Raw genomic sequence first — 19,248 nt, 5'->3', positions numbered from 1 at the left:
AACAAGGTGAGCTGAACCGTAGGGCTCCTGCGCCCTTCAGCCATACCGGCCTCGCTCGCGAACATCTGCGACAGCGGCTTCTCACGTATCGAAGCCCTGTGTGAATACAAAGAGAAAACTACCCGGAGAACTGAGCAATGAGAATTCTGCATACCATGTTGCGTGTGGGCGATCTGCAACGCTCCATCGACTTCTACACTCGCGTGCTTGGCATGAAGCTGCTGCGCCAGAGCGAGAACAGCGAGTACAAGTACACCCTGGCCTTCGTCGGTTACGGTGACGAGAAGGATGAAGCCGTCATCGAGCTCACCTACAACTGGGGGGTGAGCGAGTATGAGCTGGGTACTGCCTATGGCCACATCGCCCTGGAAGCGGACGACATCTATGCCACCTGTGACGCTCTGCGCGCCGCCGGCGCCAAGATCACCCGCGAGCCGGGCCCGGTCAAGGGCGGCACCACCGTCATCGCCTTCGTCGAAGATCCGGACGGTTACAAGATTGAGCTGATCGCCAAGAAAGATGCCGGCATGGGACTGGGCGACAGCCACTGATACCCAATCCGCAGAAGATAAAAAAGAGCGCCCTGGCGCTCTTTTTTATCTTCTGCGGCTGTGCTCAAATCTCGCCGTTGCGGCCCATGCTGATCACCACTCGCCGGTTCTTGGCGCGGCCCTGCTCGGTTTCGTTGGAGGCGACGTGCTGCTTCTCGCCGTGCCCCTCTACCGAGATCTTGCCGGGATCCAGCCCCAGATCGACGAACACCTTCTTGATGGCGTCGGCCCGCTTCTCCGAGAGCTTCTGGTTCGGCCAGCGACCGCCGTAGCTGTCGCTGTAGGCGTCGATCACCACCACGTCGATGCTCTTGTCCGCCTTGATGAACTCGCTGATCATCGCCAGCCGCCGCTTGGAGGAGATGGAGAGCTGATCGCTGTTCTTGTCGTAAGTGAGCACGCTAAAGGCGATGTCGTTGAAGCTGTAGGGCAGCAAGCCGCTCAGGCAATCGAGAAATGCCTGGTACTTGACCCGGAAATTGACTGAAGAGAGGGAGACCCGCACCGCCCGGTTCTGGCGATACCAGTCCCGATATTGAAAGGTCGGCATGCGCCCCCCTTCCAGCTCGTCCAGCATGGTCCAGGCGGTCTGCCCGTCGACCAGTCCATCGAACTGCTTGAAGAAACGCAGCTGGCTCACTTCCCGCCCGGCGATGCCGGGGCGCCACATGGGCGGCATGATGCCGAGGCTCACCGTCTGGGTCTGGGCCTGGGGACGCTTGCCCTTGAGCTCGAAATCGAGGTTGATCTTGCGGCCGGCACGGCTGACGAAAGCCCCCGTGCCCCAGTTGGGAATAGGGTGTTCGAGACGGCACTCGATCTGGGTGTCGGAGGTCAAACGCCAGACGGATTGATCCAGGCCGGCACCGAATTCGGTGACCCCCGCCTGCAACTGCATACTCACGGATATGCTGACCAACCCTAACACCCAAGCGTTCAATTGCCTGCCCTCCACGCGATCTCTTTTCAGATATCGGCAAGGGCAGGCCAAGCTTTAGGTATTAATGGTTCAATGGGAAGCGGGGGGCTCCATCAGCCGGAAACAGGCGATGCGACCTGCCAGCTCGCGGGCCAGTTGATCCAGCTCTGTGCTGTTTTTTTGCAGGGTAACGGAGTGCTGGCGATGCGCCTCGTACACCTCGCGAATGGTCAGCATGTTGTTCTGGATATCGTCGGTGACGTAGCGCTGCTCCTCGGTGGCAGTGGCCACCTGGGCGGTCATCTCGCTTACTTTGCGCACCTCGTCCACTATATCGGTCAGCTCGCTGCCAGCCCGTTTCGCCTCGGTGACGCTGAGCGCCGCCTGTTCGCTGCCCGACTGCATGGCCACGACCGCCAGGCTGGCGCCAGAACGCAGGCGGGAGAGCATCTGTTCGATATCATCGGCCGCCTGCTGAGTACGGTTGGCCAGGGTGCGTACTTCGTCGGCCACCACTGCAAAGCCCCGCCCGGACTCCCCGGCCCGCGCTGCCTCAATGGCCGCATTGAGAGCCAGCAGGTTGGTGCGATCGGAGATCTGCTTGATAAGGCTCAGGGCCTCCACTGCCGACTCGGTATCCTGATGCAGATTGTTGACCAGCTGACGGGTCTGGGTGAGGGTATCGGCCACCTGGGCGATGGCGGCGATGGTCTGATCCACCTCCTTGTCCCCCTGGCGGGCACGGCCGATGGCCTGCTGGGTTGCCTGGGAAGTCTGGGTCGCATTGCGGGCAATCTCGGCCACGGTGGACGCCATCTCGGTGGCAGCGGTTGCCACCAGATCTACCTGCCCCACCCCGCGCTCGACCCCCTCGTTGACCTCGGCGATCACCTCGTTGGAGGCAAAAGCACTGCGCGTCAGCACATCGCAGGAGCGGCGCACTTCGCACAGCAAGCCTTCGAGGTGTTGCAGGAACTGGTTCAGATCCCGGGAAAGCGCTCCCAGCTCGTCGCCGGACTGCCAGTTCACCCGTACCGTCAGATCATTCTCATTGACCAGACGGGAGAAGGTGCGGTGCAGGGCGACAAAGCCCAGATGCAGATCCCGCAGTACCTTCCAGCTGATGAGACAGGTCAACAGCAAACAGACCAGCACTGCCAGGGTACCCCACCAGAAGTTGTGCTGGCTGCTGATCTGCATCTGCGCTACCCGCTCAAAGAGTTGCTGATAGAGCTGATCTTCACCCTGTTTGAGCAGATCGATCTTCTTGGTACTGACCGCAAACCACTGTTCGGGATCAACGCCAAAGCCCCCTTGCGCCATCTTGTCGAGGGCAACCTGCTCCAGCTTGCTGACCTCCCCCATCACGGGAGACTGCAGCAGGGTATCAAGCAGCCCTATCTGTTCATCCGTGGCCACCGCCCGGAAACGCTCGAGATAGCTCTGCTGGGAAGCGAGCAGCGACATGAACTGCTGCAGGGCGGCGGGCGTGAAGCTGTCTTTGGCAAACACGTTGCTCAGGGTTGCCCGCTCCATCCCCATGCGCTCCTTGTTTTGCAGGAAGGCGGCATAGGCGTTGGTCTGCAGGGCGATGCCCGCATCCCGGCTGCGCAGGCTGATCTCGTCAACCACCCCCAGCAGGGAAGCGATCAACTGGCTATAGAAGGCCACCTGACGAGGCGCTTCTATGGTCAGCTGACTGACCTGATCGCGGATCCCGGCCAGCTGGGCCAGCCCCTGATCCGCCTGCTCATGAGCGATCCCCTGATCCTCGGCCCGAAATCTGGCGATGGCCTCATCCACCGCCGCCCGCTGTTGTGGCAGGGCATCGGCAAACTTGCTGCCAGCCGAGCCGATAAACCCCGCCGACATGCCCCGCTCTTTTTGCAGCTCATGAACCAGCTGGGCACTGCTCTTGACGAGCACCAGCATCTGCTGGGCCTGCTCCATCTCCTGCGACACCCGATAACGGTCGTACACGTAGTGACCAGCGAAAAACACCAGCGCCAATAATGGCAGGCAAATTGCCAGCAACATCTTGCCAGCCAGTCCCAGTCTGTTCATCACGCGCTCCTGTTTTTTCTATCAATTGATTGATTATATTCACTTCTCTCTCTTTTTCCGGCGCCCACCCAACTATTTTCCACTCCCTTGACCTGGGTCAGAATAAGGGCACTTGCCGCCACGGACGCGATGACAAGGTGCTTCTTGAATGCTGATTCGAGAGAGTAAAACAGCTTCATTCGATAACTATCAAAATATTGGCAAGCTCGCCACTGGTGACATTGGCCACAGGCCCGTTACAGTAGGCAAAAGACAGGATGTCTCGGATCGGAACCTCATCATGCATATTTCCCCTCTCTGGCTGCTGCCGCTTTTACTGGCGCTTCCCGCCCTATCCGCCAATGCAGGCCAGCTGGATCCCGCTCGGGCGCAGGAGCGCGCCAATGCAGTGATCGCCCTGATGACCTACACGGTCGTGCCGGATATCACCGCCAGCGATCTCAATATCGGCAGCGGCACCAACCAGTCGGCAGCCCTCGCCATGACCCAGTTTGGCGGTGGCTCAACCATGAGCGACCAGATCCCCGTCTATCTGGAGGGGGCAATAGGATTCAGTCGTTACGATCCCCAGTTCGTCATGAGCAATGGCACCGAGAGCCGCACTATTCCGACCCGCTGGAACAGCCTGACCGCCTCGGGGGGCGTCGGTTGGGATTTTTCCCTGCACCGGGATGAACAAGGGGGACACTGGGTACTTCGCCCCATCGCCAACGTCTCTCTTGGCGTGGTGGCCAGCGATCTGCGGATCGGCAGCTGGCTGTTGGAGCGTACCCGGGGCTATTCACTGGACTTTCTCGATGGCGGCCAGCTCAACGTCTATGGCCTGGGGGGCGCCATGATGCTCGATTACGAGCTCTTCTCCCCCGCCCAGGATATCGATGCCGAACTGCGCTACTCCTACCAGCACCTGCAAAGCTTTGGCGGCACCTCCCACAGCGTGCGCGGGTCTGCCGAAGCGGAAAACCTCGGGCTCTATCTGCGCCGCCGCGCCCCCCTGCTGGACTGGACTCTGCTAGATCGCCCCCTGCGCTATGTACTGGAAGGGGCCCGCACCGAATATCTCGGGGAGCAGCGCGGCCAGCTCGGCTTCAACTCCCTCAACTCGTTGGGGCTGGGGCTGGAGCTCGACAGCAGCAAGTACGATATCTTCGTCACCCGCACCCGGTTGGTGGCCAGATACATGTTCAGCCGCCATACCAGCGGTTATTCCGTCGGGCTGGCCATGAGTTTCTAACTCTTTCGTCTCTTCACAAGCCCTGTTGCAGGGCTTATGGTCTCCCCCCACCCTCGGACTACAGCCCTCTATTCCTCGCCATTCTCCAATCTCGTCACCGAGTTAGTGCAATCAATCACATATTCATTCTGATGAAATCGTTAAGATGGTTCAATTGGGCATCCCCCCCATCTGAACAGGAGAGACCATGCGTTCCATTATCTTGCTGCTGGCCACCAGCCTGCTGACCCCGGCCGCTATGGCTATTCCCAATGTCTGGAGCGGCGGCTTCGGTCAGGGAGTCGCGGAGCACGTCATCAAAAATGAGCAGGGAGATACCTTCACCCTCAGCTGCGACGTGGGTTATTCGGAAAATGGTGACCTCACCGGCGTCAGCTTTGCACTGGCAAACGGACAGGATCTCTCCCCCGCCGATAACCGCAAGGTTGAACTGCTGATCGATGGCAACGGCTACTGGCTGCCGGAAAAACTGGGCTGGCGCAATGGTGATAATGCCTGGGCCTCTTTCCTTGAGGTCATTACCAAGGCCAGCGCATTCGACGTCTATGTCGATGACAAGAAGATGGCCAGCTTCGCTCCCACTCCACAGAGCACCAAGACTGTGCTGGGCAACTTGAGTGACTGCGTTTACCGACCTGCCGGGATGTGATCCCCGCAGCTACCTCTCAATCCTGACAAGCGAGTTGAAATGGACTTCACTCCCATCATTGCCCCTCTGTTGGCCCAGCTTTGGTATCTGCTGCCCCTGCTGCTGATTACCGCCCTGATCAAGACCCCCTGGTTCAAGGGGATGATGGGGGAAGGCTTGCTCAACCTCGGTATCCGGCTCTTTCTCGACAAGCGGGAATATCACCTGCTCAAGGACGTGACCCTGCCCACCCCGCAGGGCACGACCCAGATCGATCATGTGATCGTCTCCCGCTTCGGGATATTCGTGATAGAGACCAAAAACATGAAGGGGTGGATATTCGGCAATCCTGCCCATAAAACCTGGACCCAGCAGATCTATCGCCGCAAGCACAGCTTTCAAAATCCCCTGCGCCAGAACCATCTGCATGTGATGACCCTCAGATCCCTGCTGGGGCTGGCGGACCACCAGCTTCACTCCGTCATCTATTTTATTGGCGACTGCACTTTCAAAACCCCCATGCCGGACAACGTGATGAACCGCGGGATCATTCGCTATATCAAGGATAAAACCACGCCGGTATTGACTCAGGCCGATGTCACCCGGATGGTCGATTCCATTCAGCAGGGGCGACTGGCCGCCAACTGGCAGACTCACAGACAACATGTGGCACAACTCAAGGCACGCCACGGGGCTTTCGCCCAGCCTGTGCCCGCCAGTGAGCCGACTCGCCCAACCCCTTCCACGCCACCCACTACCGCTCAGGCAAACAGGGTTGAGGTGCCGATTTGCCCCAGATGCGGCAACACCATGGTGCTGCGCACCGCCAATCGGGGGGAAAATAAAGGAAATCAGTTTTGGGGATGCCATGGGTATCCGCAGTGCAGACAGATCATTCCCCTTTGCTCACCCGCCAAATAATGGCTGGGTCATATCGCTTCATGACAAGGGCTGAAAAATGAAACGTTTATTTTTGACTTCTTCTTTCGCAGACGTTGCTGATTTATTCCTTCTGTTCACGAAGGGATCATGCAAAGGCAAAACGGTGACTTTCATTCCGACAGCAAGCATCCATGAAACAATCAATTTCTATGTAGAAGACGCGAAAAAATCTCTTCAGGCGATGGGAATGAACATAGATGTACTGGATATCTCAACGGCCATGCCGCAAGAGATATCAGCCATAATCGAGAGCAATGACTACATCTATGTCTCTGGTGGCAATACCTTTTTCTTGCTGCAAGAGCTGAAAAGAACGGGAGCGGACAACATCATTGCCCAGCAAGTCAAGGCGGGAAAACTCTATATAGGCGAATCGGCGGGTTCTATCGTGCTCTCACCTGACATCGGCTATGTGAGAACGATGGATGATATGGATGCGGCTCCTGACTTGAGGTCACTTTCCTCATTGGGATTGGTTCCATTTTACCCCCTACCACATCATACAAATGCGCCATTCAAAGAGACGGTAGACAATATCATTTCAACCCTGTCCGACAAAATTGCGCTTTGCCCTATCCGCAATACCCAAGTCATTGCCATCAACGAAGACAAGGTTGAAATATGGGGGCAATAAATCAGCCGCCATCCCCCCAAGCCTCATGACTCGTGTAAATAGCGGCCGAACAAACATCCTGATGGTGCGACTAGCGGATCGTCGCCATCTTTCTGACGCAGGCTTGCTCCCGGTCATCCACCCGCTTGGCAAACCAGGCGGTGGTGAGGTTGCGGGTGATCTTGGGGCTCTTTAGCTGAATACCGGGCAGGATGGCACGGGGCAGCCGTTTACCCGCCTGCTTGTCGGCCAGAGTGAAGACCCTGTGGTAGAGATCGCTCTTGGCAAAGTCGCTGCTATCCCCCAGACGCAAGCTCTGGCTGATGGCCTTTTTGCTCATATTGACCCGGCTGGCGAGGCTGTAGACCGCCAGTTCGGTGTTGCCGGGCTTGTCGGAGTTGTAGCGAATGAGATCCCCGTCCAGCGCCAGGCTCTTGCCACTCAGGCGGCTGACCGCGGCCTGGAAGGCGGCATTGCGGCTCGCGTACCAGCCCGCATTGAAATCGGCGAAGCGGTAGAGGGTGTCGGGGTAGTCGGCCGGGTAGCCGAAGATGTGCTTGGTGCCGAACCAGATGCCGCCGCGACGGGTAAAGACTTCGTGGCGGATGCTGTCCTTGACGGGATAGGGATAGCCACGGGCATTGGCCTCGGCAAAGGCGATGCTCACCTGCATGGGGCCACCGGTGCGCACCGGGTTAAGGTTGCCAAAGAGCCGCTTGCCCATGGGCAGCATGCCGATCATGTCCTCGAAGATTTCACTCATCTCCCGCTCGGTGCGCACCCGATCAATGCGCTCGGCATAGGTCTTGCCGGTAGGAGAGTTGATCGAGAGGGCCGTGCGCACCACAAACTCCGGGATCAGCAGCCTGCCGGCCCGGGCGTTGATCTCCTTCCAGGCTATCTTGCTTAAATTGGGTACTACGGGATCGGCCTGGTAAGTGGCTTCCTGCTCCGCCACCGCCAGCACTGAGCAGACGTTGTGATCACTGACTGTGAGTCCCTGGCTGGTGAGGGCCGTCACCACGTCGTTGGCCCACCCCTGCTTGTCCGGCACCTGTCTTGGCAGAAAGCGCACGATGCGGGTCTTCATATCGGCCGGCTTGCGCGGCTGCATCGCCTTGGGCAACTTGGCGATGGCCGCCGCATCCTGCGCAGGGACTCCCGGGTCGCTGGCGCAACCCGCAAGGAGCAGGGTGACAAACAGTGGCAACGCGCGCATGGCAGGAGAGATTGAGGAGAGTGAAAACGTCATCGAGGCATCCGGTACTGGGGCTGGGCGCAGACCCGGTCAGTGGCGGGCGCGCAAATGGTCACTCATTGTAGAGGATTGATCCACAAGGCTAAAGCCCGATAGCCGTAGCGCTCTATTGCGCCTGACAGCCCCTGCCGTCATCCCCTCGCAAACCTGGGTGACAAAGGCCCATTGATAAGCTTTTATCGAGAGTGATTTACATTTAGAATGCCGCCGCCCGGACGCTCACGGTATGGACCCCATGGACAGACTGACCCTTCTCTTTGACCCCATGCAGCAGTGGCTCATCACGCCGCTCTGGCACTGCCTCACCGGATTGCTCGACTTCAACGGGCGCCTGGGTGCTCCCTTCCTGCTGGTCTCGGGCACGGTCGCCTATCTGCTCTATCGCCATCGACGCCGCCAGGGGGATCCCGGCGCCCGCAGCTTTGCCGGTTTTCTCGGGGGGCGGGCCGTCTGGCTGCACCCCTCGGCTCTGCTCGACTACCAATACTATCTAGTGCGGGCACTGCTCCATGTGGCGCTGATCCTGCCGATCCTGGCCTTGCTTCACCCCTGGCTGCTGCAGGCAGAGGATGTCCAGTCTGCCCTCACCCGGCTGTGGGGTGAACGCCCCCGGCTGGCCGAGGCGAGCTGGCTGATGATGCTCTATGGCCTTGGCGTCTTCCTCATCAGCGATCTGGTGCATTACTGGCTGCATCGCGCCTTCCACAGTCGCTGGCTCTGGGAGTTTCACAAGGTACATCACAGTGCGACCGTGATGGTGCCACCGACGGCAAGCCGCATCCATCTGGTGGAAAAACTGTGCGAGATGCTGGTCAAGGGGAGCTGTCTCGCCCTCTACGCCGGTGCCTTCTACTGGCTGTGTGGCGGCACCGTGCGCCCCTACACCCTGTTTGGCGTGAGCTATCTGGTGCTGGTGTTCAACTCCCTGGCCGCCAACCTGCGCCACACCCATGTCTGGCTCTCGTTTGGTCCGCGGCTGGAACACATCTTCAACAGTCCGGCCCAGCACCAGATCCACCACAGCCGGGATCCCCGCCACTTCAACCACAACTTCGGCACCAACCTCTCAGTCTGGGACTGGTGGTTTGGCACCCTCTATGTAACCAGCAGCCAGCCCGAGCCCCTCTCCTTCGGGGTCGGCCCCAGGGACAACGAGCGCTACAGCCGCCTGAGCGCGCTCATCCTGCGCCCCTTCCTGGTGACCGCACGCAAGCTGTGGCGCGCCCTGCCCCGCCCGCGCGGGCGCAATGCCCTGGCCGATTGAGCCGGACAGCCATAAAAAACGCCACCTTGCGGTGGCGTTTTTTATAGGCGAAGAGGCGTGCTGGCTCAGGCACTCCGGCGCAGGGCCTGGTGCTGGGCGGCCCCGTTGATCACCGCCTGCAGGGAGGCGTTGACCACGTCGCGGCCCACGGCCACCCCGCACATACGGATGCCCTCGACGCTCAGCAGCACATAGGCGGCGGCGCGGGATTCGGTGCCAGCGGTGAGGGCATGCTCGGAGTAGTCCAGCACGTCGATGTGCATGCCGGTGTGGCGATGCCAGCCGTTGACCAGGGCCGTGATGGCCCCCTCCCCCTCACCGCACAGCTGCAGGGTGCCCGCCGGAGTCTGCAATTCCAGGCGCAGGCTCTCCTGGCTGTCGTGGCCGAGCTGGAAGCGGCCCACCCGATAGCCGTGGGCTGGCGCCAGATAGTGGCGCTCGAACAGGGCGCGGATCTGCTCCGGGTTGATTTCGCTGCTACTGGCTTCGGCCTGCGCCTGAACCCGGCGGCTGAAGTCGATCTGCAGCCAGCGCGGCAGTTGCAGGCCGAGGTCGCGCTCCAGCAGGTAGGTGACGCCTCCCTTGCCGGACTGGCTGTTGATACGGATCACCGCCTCGTAGCTACGGCCGAGATCGGCCGGGTCGATGGGCAGGTAAGCCACGTCCCAGTAGTGATCCGGCTTCTCCGCCGCCAGAGACTTGCGGATGGCATCCTGGTGGCTGCCGGAAAACGCGGTGTAGACCAGCTCGCCGGCATAGGGGTGACGCGGGTGCAGGGCAATCTGGGTGCAGGCCCCCACGGTGGCGACGATGGCATCCATGTCGGAGAGATTGAGCTCGGGATCGATCCCCTGGCTGTAGAGGTTCATGGCCATGGTGACGATGTCCATGTTGCCGGTGCGCTCCCCGTTGCCGAGCAGGGTGCCCTCGATACGATCCGCCCCCGCCAGCACCGCCAGCTCGGCGGCGGCCACCCCGCAGCCCCGATCGTTGTGGGTGTGGATGGAGATGCTCACCTCGGGGCGCGCCTTCAGGTGGCGGCAGAACCACTCCACCTGATCCGCAAACACGTTGGGGGTGCTCACCTCCACCGTGGCAGGCAGGTTCAGGATCATGGGGCGAGCCGCCGGGCGCCACTCGTCGATGACGGCGTCACACACCTCGACGGCAAACTCCACCTCTGTGCTGCTGAAGCTCTCCGGCGAATATTGGAAGCTCCACTCCGTCTCCGGGTTGCGGGCCGCATACTCCCGCACCCAGCGCGCCCCCTGCACGGCGATGGCCTTGACCCCCTCCCTTCCTGAGTTGAACACATAGTTGCGCTGGGTCGGGTTGACCGAGTTGTAGACGTGGACGATGGCCCGCTTCGCCCCCTTGAGGGCCTCGAAAGTGCGGGCGATGAGATCTTCGCGCGCCTGCACCAGTACCTGGATGGTGACGTCATCGGGGATCAGGTTGCGCTCGATGAGTTCGCGCACGAAGCCGAAGTCGGGCTGGGAGGCGGCCGGGAAGCCCACCTCGATGTGCTTGAAGCCGATGTGGGTCATCAGTGCCCACATCTGCAGCTTCTGCGCCACCGTCATCGGCTCGACCAGCGCCTGGTTGCCGTCGCGCAGATCCACGGCGCACCAGAGCGGCGCACGCTCCAGCACCCGGTTGGGCCACTGGCGATCCGCCAGGTTGATCACGGGGGCACGGCGGTATTTGCGATGATCGAAGCTCATATTCTGATTCCCTTGGCTGATATGCGAGGCGCCGGGCGACTGACAACGGGCGGGGCAAGGAGGGGAAGCGGGTTGACGCGGTAACGCCGGCCCTGACGAGTCGCGAGGCGGTAACCCCGCGACCGGTTTTCCGGTGGCCCCGGTCGGTCACCGGGGCCGGCCGCTGCGGCCGGATAAGCCGCGGGCCTCGATCCTCTCGCACTATACCCGGGGGCATGTCGGTGCAGACGACCTTGTTTGTATGAGAACCCAGTATAGGGAGGCCGGGAGGGCGAGAGATTGCTAAGATTGCTTCATTTGCCGCTATATTGGCAATATTTGCCAACAAAAACCCTATATTAAGGGTTACTCTCACCTCCTCTCGCCCTGTTATTCTGGATGACACCTTCATCGGGCTGACACACGGACAATAAAAAAACCCCGCCATCGCTGGCGGGGTCTTGCGTGCATCGCAGTGGGCAGTCTCCTGCCCGCGTCTACACCTTAGCGGTTGTTCACCTTCTCGTGCAGCTCCTGCACCGAGTTCACGTTGGCGGTGGCATCGACGCTGATGGCCATGCAGGTGGCGAAGGCCGCGTGCAGCGTGGTGGTGTAGGCCACCTTGTGCTGCAGGGCGCCGCGGCGCAGCTGCTTGGAGTCCTCGATGGCCTGACGCCCCTCGGCGGTGTTGACGATGTAGGTGTACTCGCCGTTCTTGATGCGATCCAGGATGTGCGGACGACCCTCATGCACCTTGTTCACCAGGCGCGGGTTGATGCTCGCTTCCCCCAGGGTCACCGCAGTGCCGTGAGTGGCGTCGAGGTCATAACCGAGCTCCAGCAGCTTGGCGGCCAGGTTGACCACCCGCTCCTTGTCGCCGTGGCGCACGGAGAGCAGGGCGCGACCTTCGCGCGGCACCTGGTGACCGGCACCCAGCTGGGCCTTGGCGTAAGCTTCGGCGAAGCTGCTGCCCACCCCCATGACTTCACCGGTGGAGCGCATCTCCGGGCCCAGCAGCGGGTCGACACCCGGGAACTTGGCGAACGGCAGCACCACTTCCTTCACGGAGTAGTAAGGCGGGATGATCTCGCTGGTGAAGCCCTGTTCTTGCAGCGATTGACCGGCCATGACGCGAGCGGCGATCTTCGCCAGCGGCGCGCCGGTGGCCTTGGAGACAAACGGCACGGTACGGGCGGCACGGGGGTTCACCTCGATGAGGTAGATCTCGTTGTCTTTCACCGCGAACTGCACGTTCATCAGGCCCACCACACCAAGTTCCAGGGCCAGTTTGCGCACCTGCTCGCGCATCTCGTCCTGAATGGCCTTGGACAGGGTGTAGGGCGGCAGGGAACAGGCGGAGTCACCGGAGTGGATACCGGCCTGTTCGATGTGCTCCATGATGCCACCGATGACCACATCCACGCCGTCGCAGATGGCGTCCACGTCCACCTCGGTGGCGTCGTCCAGGAAGCGGTCCAGCAGCACCGGCGACTCGTTGGAGACGCTCACCGCCTCGGCGAAGTAGCGGCGCAGATCCTGCTCGTCATAGACGATCTCCATGGCGCGGCCACCCAGCACGTAGGAAGGGCGAACCACCAGCGGGTAGGTGATGCGCTCTGCCAGCAGAACGGCCTGCTCCAGGGCGGTGACGGTGCCGTTTTCCGGCTGCTTGAGGCCCAGACGCTCGACGGCGGACTGGAAGCGCTCGCGATCTTCCGCGCGGTCGATGGCATCCGGGCTGGTACCGATGACAGGCACGCCGTTGGCTTCCAGGGCGCGAGCCAGTTTCAGCGGGGTCTGGCCACCGTACTGGACGATGACACCCTTGGGCTGCTCGACCCGCACGATTTCCAGCACGTCTTCCAGGGTCACCGGCTCGAAGTAGAGGCGGTCGGAGGTGTCGTAGTCGGTGGAGACGGTTTCCGGGTTGCAGTTGACCATGATGGTCTCGTAACCGTCTTCGCGCAGGGCCAGAGCCGCGTGCACGCAGCAGTAGTCGAACTCGATGCCCTGACCGATACGGTTCGGGCCGCCACCGATGACCATGATCTTGTCGCGGTTGGTGGGGTTGGCCTCGCACTCTTCGTCATAGCTGGAGTACATGTAGGCGGTGTTGGTGGCGAACTCGGCCGCGCAGGTATCGACCCGCTTGTAGACCGGGAAGATGTTGTGGCGGGCACGCAATTTACGCACTTCACCTTCGGCCACGCCCAGGATCTTGGCCAGACGCGCATCGGCAAAGCCCTTGCGCTTGAGGGCGCGCAGGAAGTCGGCGTCCAGGCCGGCCATGCCACGCTCTTTCACCTGCTCTTCGAGTTTGACCAGCTCTTCAATCTGCACCAGGAACCAGGGGTCAATCTTGGTCAGCTTGAACACGCCGTCCATGGAGAGACCGGCACGGAAGGCGTCGGCGATGTAGAAGATGCGCTCGGCACCGGCATCCTGCAGCTCGTGGCGGATGCGGGTCAGGGAGTCAGGGGCATTGAGGTCGACCATGGGGTCGAAGCCGGTCTTGCCGGTCTCCAGGCCGCGCAGAGCCTTGTGCAGGGACTCCTGGAAGTTGCGGCCGATGGCCATCACTTCGCCCACGGACTTCATCTGGGTGGTCAGACGGTCGTTGGCGCCGGCAAACTTCTCGAAGTTGAAGCGCGGTACCTTGGTGACCACGTAGTCGATGGCCGGCTCGAAGGAGGCCGGGGTGCGACCACCGGTGATGTCGTTCATCAGCTCGTCCAGGGTGTAACCGATGGCGAGCTTGGCGGCGATCTTGGCGATGGGGAAGCCGGTCGCCTTGGAGGCGAGCGCGGAGGAGCGGGAGACCCGCGGGTTCATCTCGATGATGACCATGCGGCCATCTTTCGGGTTGATGCCGAACTGGACGTTGGAGCCGCCGGTTTCGACACCGATCTCGCGCAGTACCGCCATGGAGGCGTTGCGCATGATCTGGTACTCCTTGTCGGTCAGGGTCTGGGCCGGCGCGACGGTGATGGAGTCACCGGTGTGGATGCCCATGGGGTCGAAGTTCTCGATGGCGCAGACGATGATGCAGTTGTCGTTGCGATCGCGCACCACTTCCATCTCGTACTCTTTCCAGCCAATCAGGGACTCGTCGATGAGCAGCTCTTTGGTCGGCGACAGATCCAGGCCGCGCTCGCAGATCTCCACGAACTCTTCGGTGTTGTAGGCAATGCCGCCGCCGGAGCCACCCATGGTGAAGGAGGGACGGATGATGCAAGGGAAGCCCACTTCGGCCTGTACCTTCCACGCTTCTTCCATGTTGTGGGCGATGCCGGCGCGCGGGCACTCCAGGCCAATGCTGCGCATGGCCTTGTCAAAGCGGGAGCGATCCTCGGCCTTGTCGATGGCATCGGCGGTGGCGCCGATCATCTCGACACCGAACTCCGCCAGCACACCGTGCTGCTCCAGCGCCAAGGCGCAGTTGAGGGCAGTCTGGCCACCCATGGTGGGCAGGATGGCGTCCGGGCGCTCTTTCTTGATGATCTCGCGCACCACTTCCCAGGTGATGGGCTCGATGTAGGTGGCGTCGGCCATCTCCGGGTCGGTCATGATGGTGGCCGGGTTGGAGTTGACCAGAATGACGCGGTAGCCCTCTTCTTTCAGGGCCTTGCACGCCTGGGCGCCGGAGTAGTCGAATTCGCAGGCCTGGCCGATGACGATGGGGCCGGCGCCGAGGATCAAGATGCTCTGTAGGTCGTTACGTTTTGGCATGAAACTCTTTCCTTTTCCTTAGGCGCGATACTGCTTAATCAATTCAATAAAGTGGTCGAACAGACCGGCACAGTCGTGCGGCCCCGGGCTCGCTTCGGGGTGGCCCTGGAAGCTGAAGGCCGGACGGTCGGTGCGATGGATGCCCTGCAGGGACCCATCGAACAGGGAGACGTGGGTCGCGCGCAGGCACTCCGGCAGGGTCTGCTCGTCCACCGCAAAGCCGTGGTTCTGGGCGGTGATCATGACTGTGTTGTCATCCAGACTCTTCACCGGGTGGTTGGCGCCGTGGTGGCCAAACTTCATCTTCACTGTCTTGGCGCCGGAGGCCAGGCCCAGCAGCTGGTGACCCAGGCAGATACCGAACACCGGAGTGTTGGTATCAAGGAAGGCCTTGATGGCAGTGATCGCGTAGTCGCATGGCTCGGGGTCACCAGGGCCGTTGGAGAGGAAGATGCCATCCGGGTTCATCGCCAGTACCTCGGCTGCCGGGGTCTTGGCCGGCACCACGGTCAGGCGGCAGCCACGATCCACTAGCATGCGCAGGATGTTGCGCTTGACACCGAAGTCATAGGCCACCACGTGATATTTCAGCTGGTCGGCATCCGGAGTGACGTGCCCCTTGCCAAGCTGCCAGCTCCCCTCGGTCCAGCTGTATGCCTCGGCGACAGTCACTTCCTTGGCCAAGTCCATCCCCTTCAAACCGGGGAAGGCGCGAGCCTGCTCGAGGGCGTACGCTTCTGCACTTGCTTCAATGCCCTGCTTGCCCGCCACTTCTTTGCCGGCATAAATGCAACCGGCCTGGGCGCCTTTCTCGCGCAGGATGCGGGTCAGCTTGCGGGTGTCGATGTCGGCGATGCCAACGATATTGTGGGACTTGAGGTAATCGGAGAGGGATTGCTGATTGCGGAAATTGGAGGCAAGTATCGGAAGGTCGCGGATGATCAGGCCTTGGGCGTGGATCTGGGTGGACTCTTCATCTTCGCTGTTGGTGCCGGTGTTGCCTATATGGGGGTAAGTGAGGGTAACGATCTGACGGGAATAAGAGGGATCGGTGAGGATTTCCTGATAGCCCGTCATCGACGTATTGAAAACCACTTCACCAACGGAACATCCCTCGGCGCCTATCGACACGCCTTTGAACACAGTTCCATCTTCCAGCACTAGCAATGCAGTGTGATTCAAGACAACCTCCAGTTATTTAGCTTTAAATTCAGCAATTTACCTGGGTGTTGCGGGCTCGGTTCCGGTCTTTGACAGGACTCGAACCCGGCAGATTTCTGGCAAATTGGGCGCATTCTACTTAAAAAAAGTGGCATTTCAACGTCTTTTCTCTGACGAAATGCATCTAAATTCAATAAACAAGCAACATTACCCATTATCTATGCACTTTCCGCCTTTGCAACCCCCACCACCAAAAGAAAATGAAAAACCACCGCCAAAAGCAACACCCAATGCGTCGATAGACACAGAAACCAAGTTTAACCACAATAAAAACAGCAAGTTAAAAAACAACAAAAAAAACAAACCTGGCCTTATATTGCGTATTTAATCGAAGAAGATTTTTCAGAACACGCAGAAAACGTTTTTCTTACTTTGCATTTTTAGTCTGTTTTGGTGAATGTAAAAAAATGGCTAAAAGGGGGATTTTTGACCGCAATGTCGTCACGAGCCGATGACAATCCGGAGAGGGAAAATTGGGGGGCTGCGAGAATAGTGAGAATTTATGGCGATTCAAGCAAGAAAGCGACCATAAAGCCTATTTTGGTAGATAAAGTGGGAGTGGACGAGCAATCCCCCCGGCAGAGCGGGGGGATGAAGAGTGTGTTACTTGAGGCCCAGTACATCCTGCATGTCATACAGACCGGCCTGCTGGCCACTGAGCCACTTGCCCGCCCGCACGGCACCGTTGGCAAAGGTAAGGCGGCTGGAGGCCTTGTGGCTGATCTCCACCCGCTCGCCGATGTCGGCAAACATAACGGTGTGCTCTCCCACCAGATCGCCGGCGCGAATGGTGGCAAAGCCGATGGTGCTCCGATCCCGCTCGCCGGTGATCCCCTCGCGGCCATAGACGGCGCACTCCTTGAGATCGCGGCCCAGCGTTTTCGCCACGACCTCACCCATGGAGAGGGCGGTGCCGGACGGTGCATCCACCTTGTGTCTGTGGTGCCCCTCGATGATCTCGATGTCGGTGTAATCCCCCATCACCCTGGCGGCCTGCTCCAGCAGCTTGAACACCAGGTTGACGCCCACCGAATAGTTGGAGGCAAACACGATGCCGATCTCCTTGCCCGCTTCGTTGAGGGCCGCCTTGCCCGCCTCGTCGAAGCCGGTAGTACCGATCACCATCCGCTTGTTGTGGGCCAGGGCGAACGCCAGGTTGGCCAGGGTCACTTCGGGACGGGTGAAGTCGATGATGAGATCAAAATCGTCACGCACCTTGTCCAGGCTGTCGCTGATCGCCACCCCCAGATGACCCAGTCCGTTGAGCTCACCGGCATCCAGCCCTATCACGGCGGAACCCGGTCGCTCCAGCGCCGCACCGACCACTACCCCCTCGGCATTGGTAATGGCTTCCAGCAGCACCTTGCCCATACGACCATTACAGCCCATCACGGCCACACGGATCGGATTGTCCATCTCCACCCTCTCTTCTCTTTATTAAGGAAAGAGACCGTTTTACCAGCCCGCGTTGCCTTTGAAAAGCCCGGTGTGGGCCCGGGCTCACACCCGACAAAACAACGAGATATTTAAATAAAACCGAATATTTGACGGATTCGTACCAATGTACAAAATCCCCTGATAAAAACCCCTATCCATCTGGACGTCCATCTTGACCCATTAACCCTGACTCACTACTGTAGACCCCCCAACCGGGGCAGGATGCCCCCCTGTTTTTCCCCTATTCGCTTCAGATTTCGGCACAAAACAGCACACGACAGGAGGTCATTGTTCAATTTCAGAGGAACACATGATCCAGACTCAACCCAGTGCCAAGGCCCTGCTGCCCCTGCTGGTCTTTCTCGCCCTCTTTATCGGTACCGGTACCTGGCTGACCCTGCAAGGGGTCGAGTTTGCCTTCTACCAACTGCCCGCCCCCGTCGCCGCCCTGCCCGCCGTCATGCTGGCCCTGATGCTGGGCAAAGAGGGATTCAACAAAAATCTCGAGACCTTCTTCAAGGGGGTCGGCCACAGCAACATCATGGCGATGTGCCTCATCTATCTGCTGGCGGGCGCCTTTGCCAGCGTGGCCAAGGCCACCGGCGGGGTGGATGCCACGGTCGCGCTCGGTCTGTCGTTGATCCCGGGCTGGTTCCTGCTGCCAGGGCTCTTTCTCATCTCTGCCTTTATTGCCACCGCCATGGGCACCTCCATGGGGACTATCGGTGCCGTCGCCCCGGTGGCCCTCGGCGTCGCCCAGGCCGCCGGCATCGACCCCATACTGATGGCGGGCACCATCCTCTCCGGCGCCATGTTTGGCGACAACCTCTCCATCATCTCCGACACCACTATCGCCGCGACCCGTAGCCAGGGCTGCGAGATGAAGGATAAGTTCCGCGAGAACGTCAAAATCGCCGCCCCTGCCGCCATCGGCGTGATCCTGCTCTATCTGACCCTGGGGTCGGTGGGCGAGGCCCCTGCCAGCAACACGGCCATCGAGCTGTTCAAGGTAATGCCCTACCTGCTGATCCTGGGTCTGGCCCTGGCCGGGGTGAATGTGTTCGTGGTGCTGGGGATTGGCATTCTGGCCGCCGGCCTCGTCGGCCTGTTCAACGGCTATGAGCTTGGCCAGTTCAGCAAGGACATCTATCAGGGCTTTACCGGCATGCAGGAGATCTTCCTGCTCTCCATGCTGATCGGCGGCCTCGGCGCCCTGATGGAGCGCCAGGGGGGACTGGCCTGGATCAGTACCCGCATTGCGGCCCTGATCGCCCGCTTCACCCGGGAGCACAGTGGCGAGCAGAACGAGAAGGCGGCCGAGCTGGGCATTGCCGGGGTGGTGGGCCTCACCAACCTCTGCACCGCCAACAACACGGTGGCCATTATCGTCGCCAGCAAGGTGGCCCGGGATCTGGCGGAGCACCACGGTGTCACCCCGCGCCGCGCCGCCTCCATGCTGGATATCTTCTCCTGCGTGGTGCAGGGGCTTATCCCCTGGGGAGCCCAGGCGCTGCTGCTCGGCTCCATCTTCGCGCTCTCGCCCCTGTCGGTGGTGAGTATGAGCTTCTACCCCATGGCACTGGCCTTGGCCGCCCTGGCGGCAGTGTTCATCAAGCACCAGATGCGCCAGCGTTGATCCCGCCGGCACCGGACATGGCCTTGTCTGGTGCCGTTTGCCACTCTGG

Annotated in this window: 14 protein-coding genes; 7 read left to right on the top strand and 7 right to left on the bottom strand. The window is 60.5% G+C overall.

Going from position 1 to position 19,248, the window contains the following annotated elements; all coding sequences use genetic code 11:
• Positions 1-137 precede the first annotated feature (137 nt).
• Positions 138-551, top strand: a complete 414-nt coding sequence (gene gloA, locus ACB028_RS06960) for a lactoylglutathione lyase (protein ID WP_026458785.1) — start codon at positions 138-140, stop codon at positions 549-551.
• 64 nt (positions 552-615) lie between these two features.
• On the opposite strand, the gene ACB028_RS06955 is transcribed toward gloA, so the two are convergent.
• Positions 616-1,491 carry an OmpA family protein gene (locus ACB028_RS06955; RefSeq protein WP_201981443.1) on the bottom strand — a complete coding sequence of 292 codons (876 nt, stop codon included), beginning with the start codon at positions 1,489-1,491 and terminating at the stop codon, positions 616-618.
• A 69-nt stretch (positions 1,492-1,560) separates the two neighbouring features.
• The gene (locus ACB028_RS06950; protein ID WP_371143847.1) at positions 1,561-3,534 is read right to left on the bottom strand and encodes a methyl-accepting chemotaxis protein; all 1,974 of its coding nucleotides are present in this window, start codon (positions 3,532-3,534) and stop codon (positions 1,561-1,563) included.
• Between the two features lie 280 nt (positions 3,535-3,814).
• Here ACB028_RS06950 and ACB028_RS06945 point away from each other — a divergent pair, with 280 nt between their 5' ends.
• The 4 genes from ACB028_RS06945 (at position 3,815) to ACB028_RS06930 (ending at position 6,972) form a co-directional block, all read left to right on the top strand.
• Positions 3,815-4,768: a hypothetical protein gene (locus ACB028_RS06945; protein ID WP_371143846.1), complete on the top strand. Its 954-nt coding sequence runs from the start codon at positions 3,815-3,817 to the stop codon at positions 4,766-4,768.
• 187 nt (positions 4,769-4,955) lie between these two features.
• Positions 4,956-5,417: a hypothetical protein gene (locus tag ACB028_RS06940; protein WP_124238808.1), complete on the top strand. Its 462-nt coding sequence runs from the start codon at positions 4,956-4,958 to the stop codon at positions 5,415-5,417.
• A gap of 39 nt (positions 5,418-5,456) precedes the next feature.
• Positions 5,457-6,317, top strand: coding sequence for an NERD domain-containing protein (locus ACB028_RS06935; RefSeq protein WP_371143845.1), 861 nt, complete (start codon positions 5,457-5,459; stop codon positions 6,315-6,317).
• Between the two features lie 37 nt (positions 6,318-6,354).
• The gene (locus ACB028_RS06930; RefSeq protein ID WP_268855974.1) at positions 6,355-6,972 is read left to right on the top strand and encodes a Type 1 glutamine amidotransferase-like domain-containing protein; all 618 of its coding nucleotides are present in this window, start codon (positions 6,355-6,357) and stop codon (positions 6,970-6,972) included.
• Positions 6,973-7,042: 70 nt separating this feature from the next.
• Here ACB028_RS06930 and ACB028_RS06925 read toward each other — a convergent pair whose 3' ends face one another.
• Positions 7,043-8,203 (bottom strand): DUF1615 domain-containing protein, encoded by a 1,161-nt coding sequence (locus ACB028_RS06925; protein WP_371143844.1) that lies wholly within the window; start codon positions 8,201-8,203, stop codon positions 7,043-7,045.
• Positions 8,204-8,444: 241 nt separating this feature from the next.
• Between ACB028_RS06925 and ACB028_RS06920 the strand changes: the two genes are divergently transcribed.
• The gene (locus ACB028_RS06920; RefSeq protein ID WP_371143843.1) at positions 8,445-9,473 is read left to right on the top strand and encodes a sterol desaturase family protein; all 1,029 of its coding nucleotides are present in this window, start codon (positions 8,445-8,447) and stop codon (positions 9,471-9,473) included.
• Positions 9,474-9,538: 65 nt separating this feature from the next.
• On the opposite strand, the gene leuA is transcribed toward ACB028_RS06920, so the two are convergent.
• The 4 genes from leuA to dapB all read right to left on the bottom strand — a co-directional run bounded on the left by leuA (position 9,539) and on the right by dapB (position 17,542).
• Positions 9,539-11,197, bottom strand: a complete 1,659-nt coding sequence (gene leuA, locus ACB028_RS06915; RefSeq protein ID WP_371143842.1) for a 2-isopropylmalate synthase — start codon at positions 11,195-11,197, stop codon at positions 9,539-9,541.
• Between the two features lie 483 nt (positions 11,198-11,680).
• A complete protein-coding gene (carB, locus tag ACB028_RS06910; protein ID WP_371143841.1) occupies positions 11,681-14,905 on the bottom strand; it encodes a carbamoyl-phosphate synthase large subunit in 3,225 nt (1,074 codons plus the stop codon).
• Positions 14,906-14,923: 18 nt separating this feature from the next.
• The gene (carA, locus tag ACB028_RS06905) at positions 14,924-16,087 is read right to left on the bottom strand and encodes a glutamine-hydrolyzing carbamoyl-phosphate synthase small subunit (RefSeq protein WP_371143840.1); all 1,164 of its coding nucleotides are present in this window, start codon (positions 16,085-16,087) and stop codon (positions 14,924-14,926) included.
• Between the two features lie 642 nt (positions 16,088-16,729).
• Positions 16,730-17,542 carry a 4-hydroxy-tetrahydrodipicolinate reductase gene (gene dapB, locus ACB028_RS06900; RefSeq protein ID WP_371143839.1) on the bottom strand — a complete coding sequence of 271 codons (813 nt, stop codon included), beginning with the start codon at positions 17,540-17,542 and terminating at the stop codon, positions 16,730-16,732.
• A gap of 331 nt (positions 17,543-17,873) precedes the next feature.
• Here dapB and ACB028_RS06895 point away from each other — a divergent pair, with 331 nt between their 5' ends.
• Positions 17,874-19,199, top strand: coding sequence for a Na+/H+ antiporter NhaC family protein (locus tag ACB028_RS06895; protein ID WP_342013604.1), 1,326 nt, complete (start codon positions 17,874-17,876; stop codon positions 19,197-19,199).
• Positions 19,200-19,248 lie beyond the last annotated feature (49 nt).

It is taken from the genome of Aeromonas sp. S9(2024) (genome assembly GCF_041403185.1).
Classification (GTDB): Bacteria; Pseudomonadota; Gammaproteobacteria; order Enterobacterales; family Aeromonadaceae; genus Aeromonas; species Aeromonas enteropelogenes.
The sequence above is the reverse complement of the archived record's forward strand: the minus strand, read 5'-3'. Positions and strand labels throughout refer to the sequence as shown.

What these genes read in the sequence shown, in the direction of transcription:
- gloA (WP_026458785.1), top strand. Translation starts at nt 138, where the DNA reads ATGAGAATTCTGCATACCATGTTGCGTGTGGGCGATCTGCAACGCTCC.
- ACB028_RS06950 (WP_371143847.1), bottom strand. Translation starts at nt 3,534, where the DNA reads ATGAACAGACTGGGACTGGCTGGCAAGATGTTGCTGGCAATTTGCCTG.
- ACB028_RS06945 (WP_371143846.1), top strand. Translation starts at nt 3,815, where the DNA reads ATGCATATTTCCCCTCTCTGGCTGCTGCCGCTTTTACTGGCGCTTCCC.
- ACB028_RS06940 (WP_124238808.1), top strand. Translation starts at nt 4,956, where the DNA reads ATGCGTTCCATTATCTTGCTGCTGGCCACCAGCCTGCTGACCCCGGCC.
- ACB028_RS06935 (WP_371143845.1), top strand. Translation starts at nt 5,457, where the DNA reads ATGGACTTCACTCCCATCATTGCCCCTCTGTTGGCCCAGCTTTGGTAT.
- ACB028_RS06930 (WP_268855974.1), top strand. Translation starts at nt 6,355, where the DNA reads ATGAAACGTTTATTTTTGACTTCTTCTTTCGCAGACGTTGCTGATTTA.
- ACB028_RS06925 (WP_371143844.1), bottom strand. Translation starts at nt 8,203, where the DNA reads ATGACGTTTTCACTCTCCTCAATCTCTCCTGCCATGCGCGCGTTGCCA.
- ACB028_RS06920 (WP_371143843.1), top strand. Translation starts at nt 8,445, where the DNA reads ATGGACAGACTGACCCTTCTCTTTGACCCCATGCAGCAGTGGCTCATC.
- leuA (WP_371143842.1), bottom strand. Translation starts at nt 11,197, where the DNA reads ATGAGCTTCGATCATCGCAAATACCGCCGTGCCCCCGTGATCAACCTG.
- carB (WP_371143841.1), bottom strand. Translation starts at nt 14,905, where the DNA reads ATGCCAAAACGTAACGACCTACAGAGCATCTTGATCCTCGGCGCCGGC.
- dapB (WP_371143839.1), bottom strand. Translation starts at nt 17,542, where the DNA reads ATGGACAATCCGATCCGTGTGGCCGTGATGGGCTGTAATGGTCGTATG.
- ACB028_RS06895 (WP_342013604.1), top strand. Translation starts at nt 17,874, where the DNA reads ATGATCCAGACTCAACCCAGTGCCAAGGCCCTGCTGCCCCTGCTGGTC.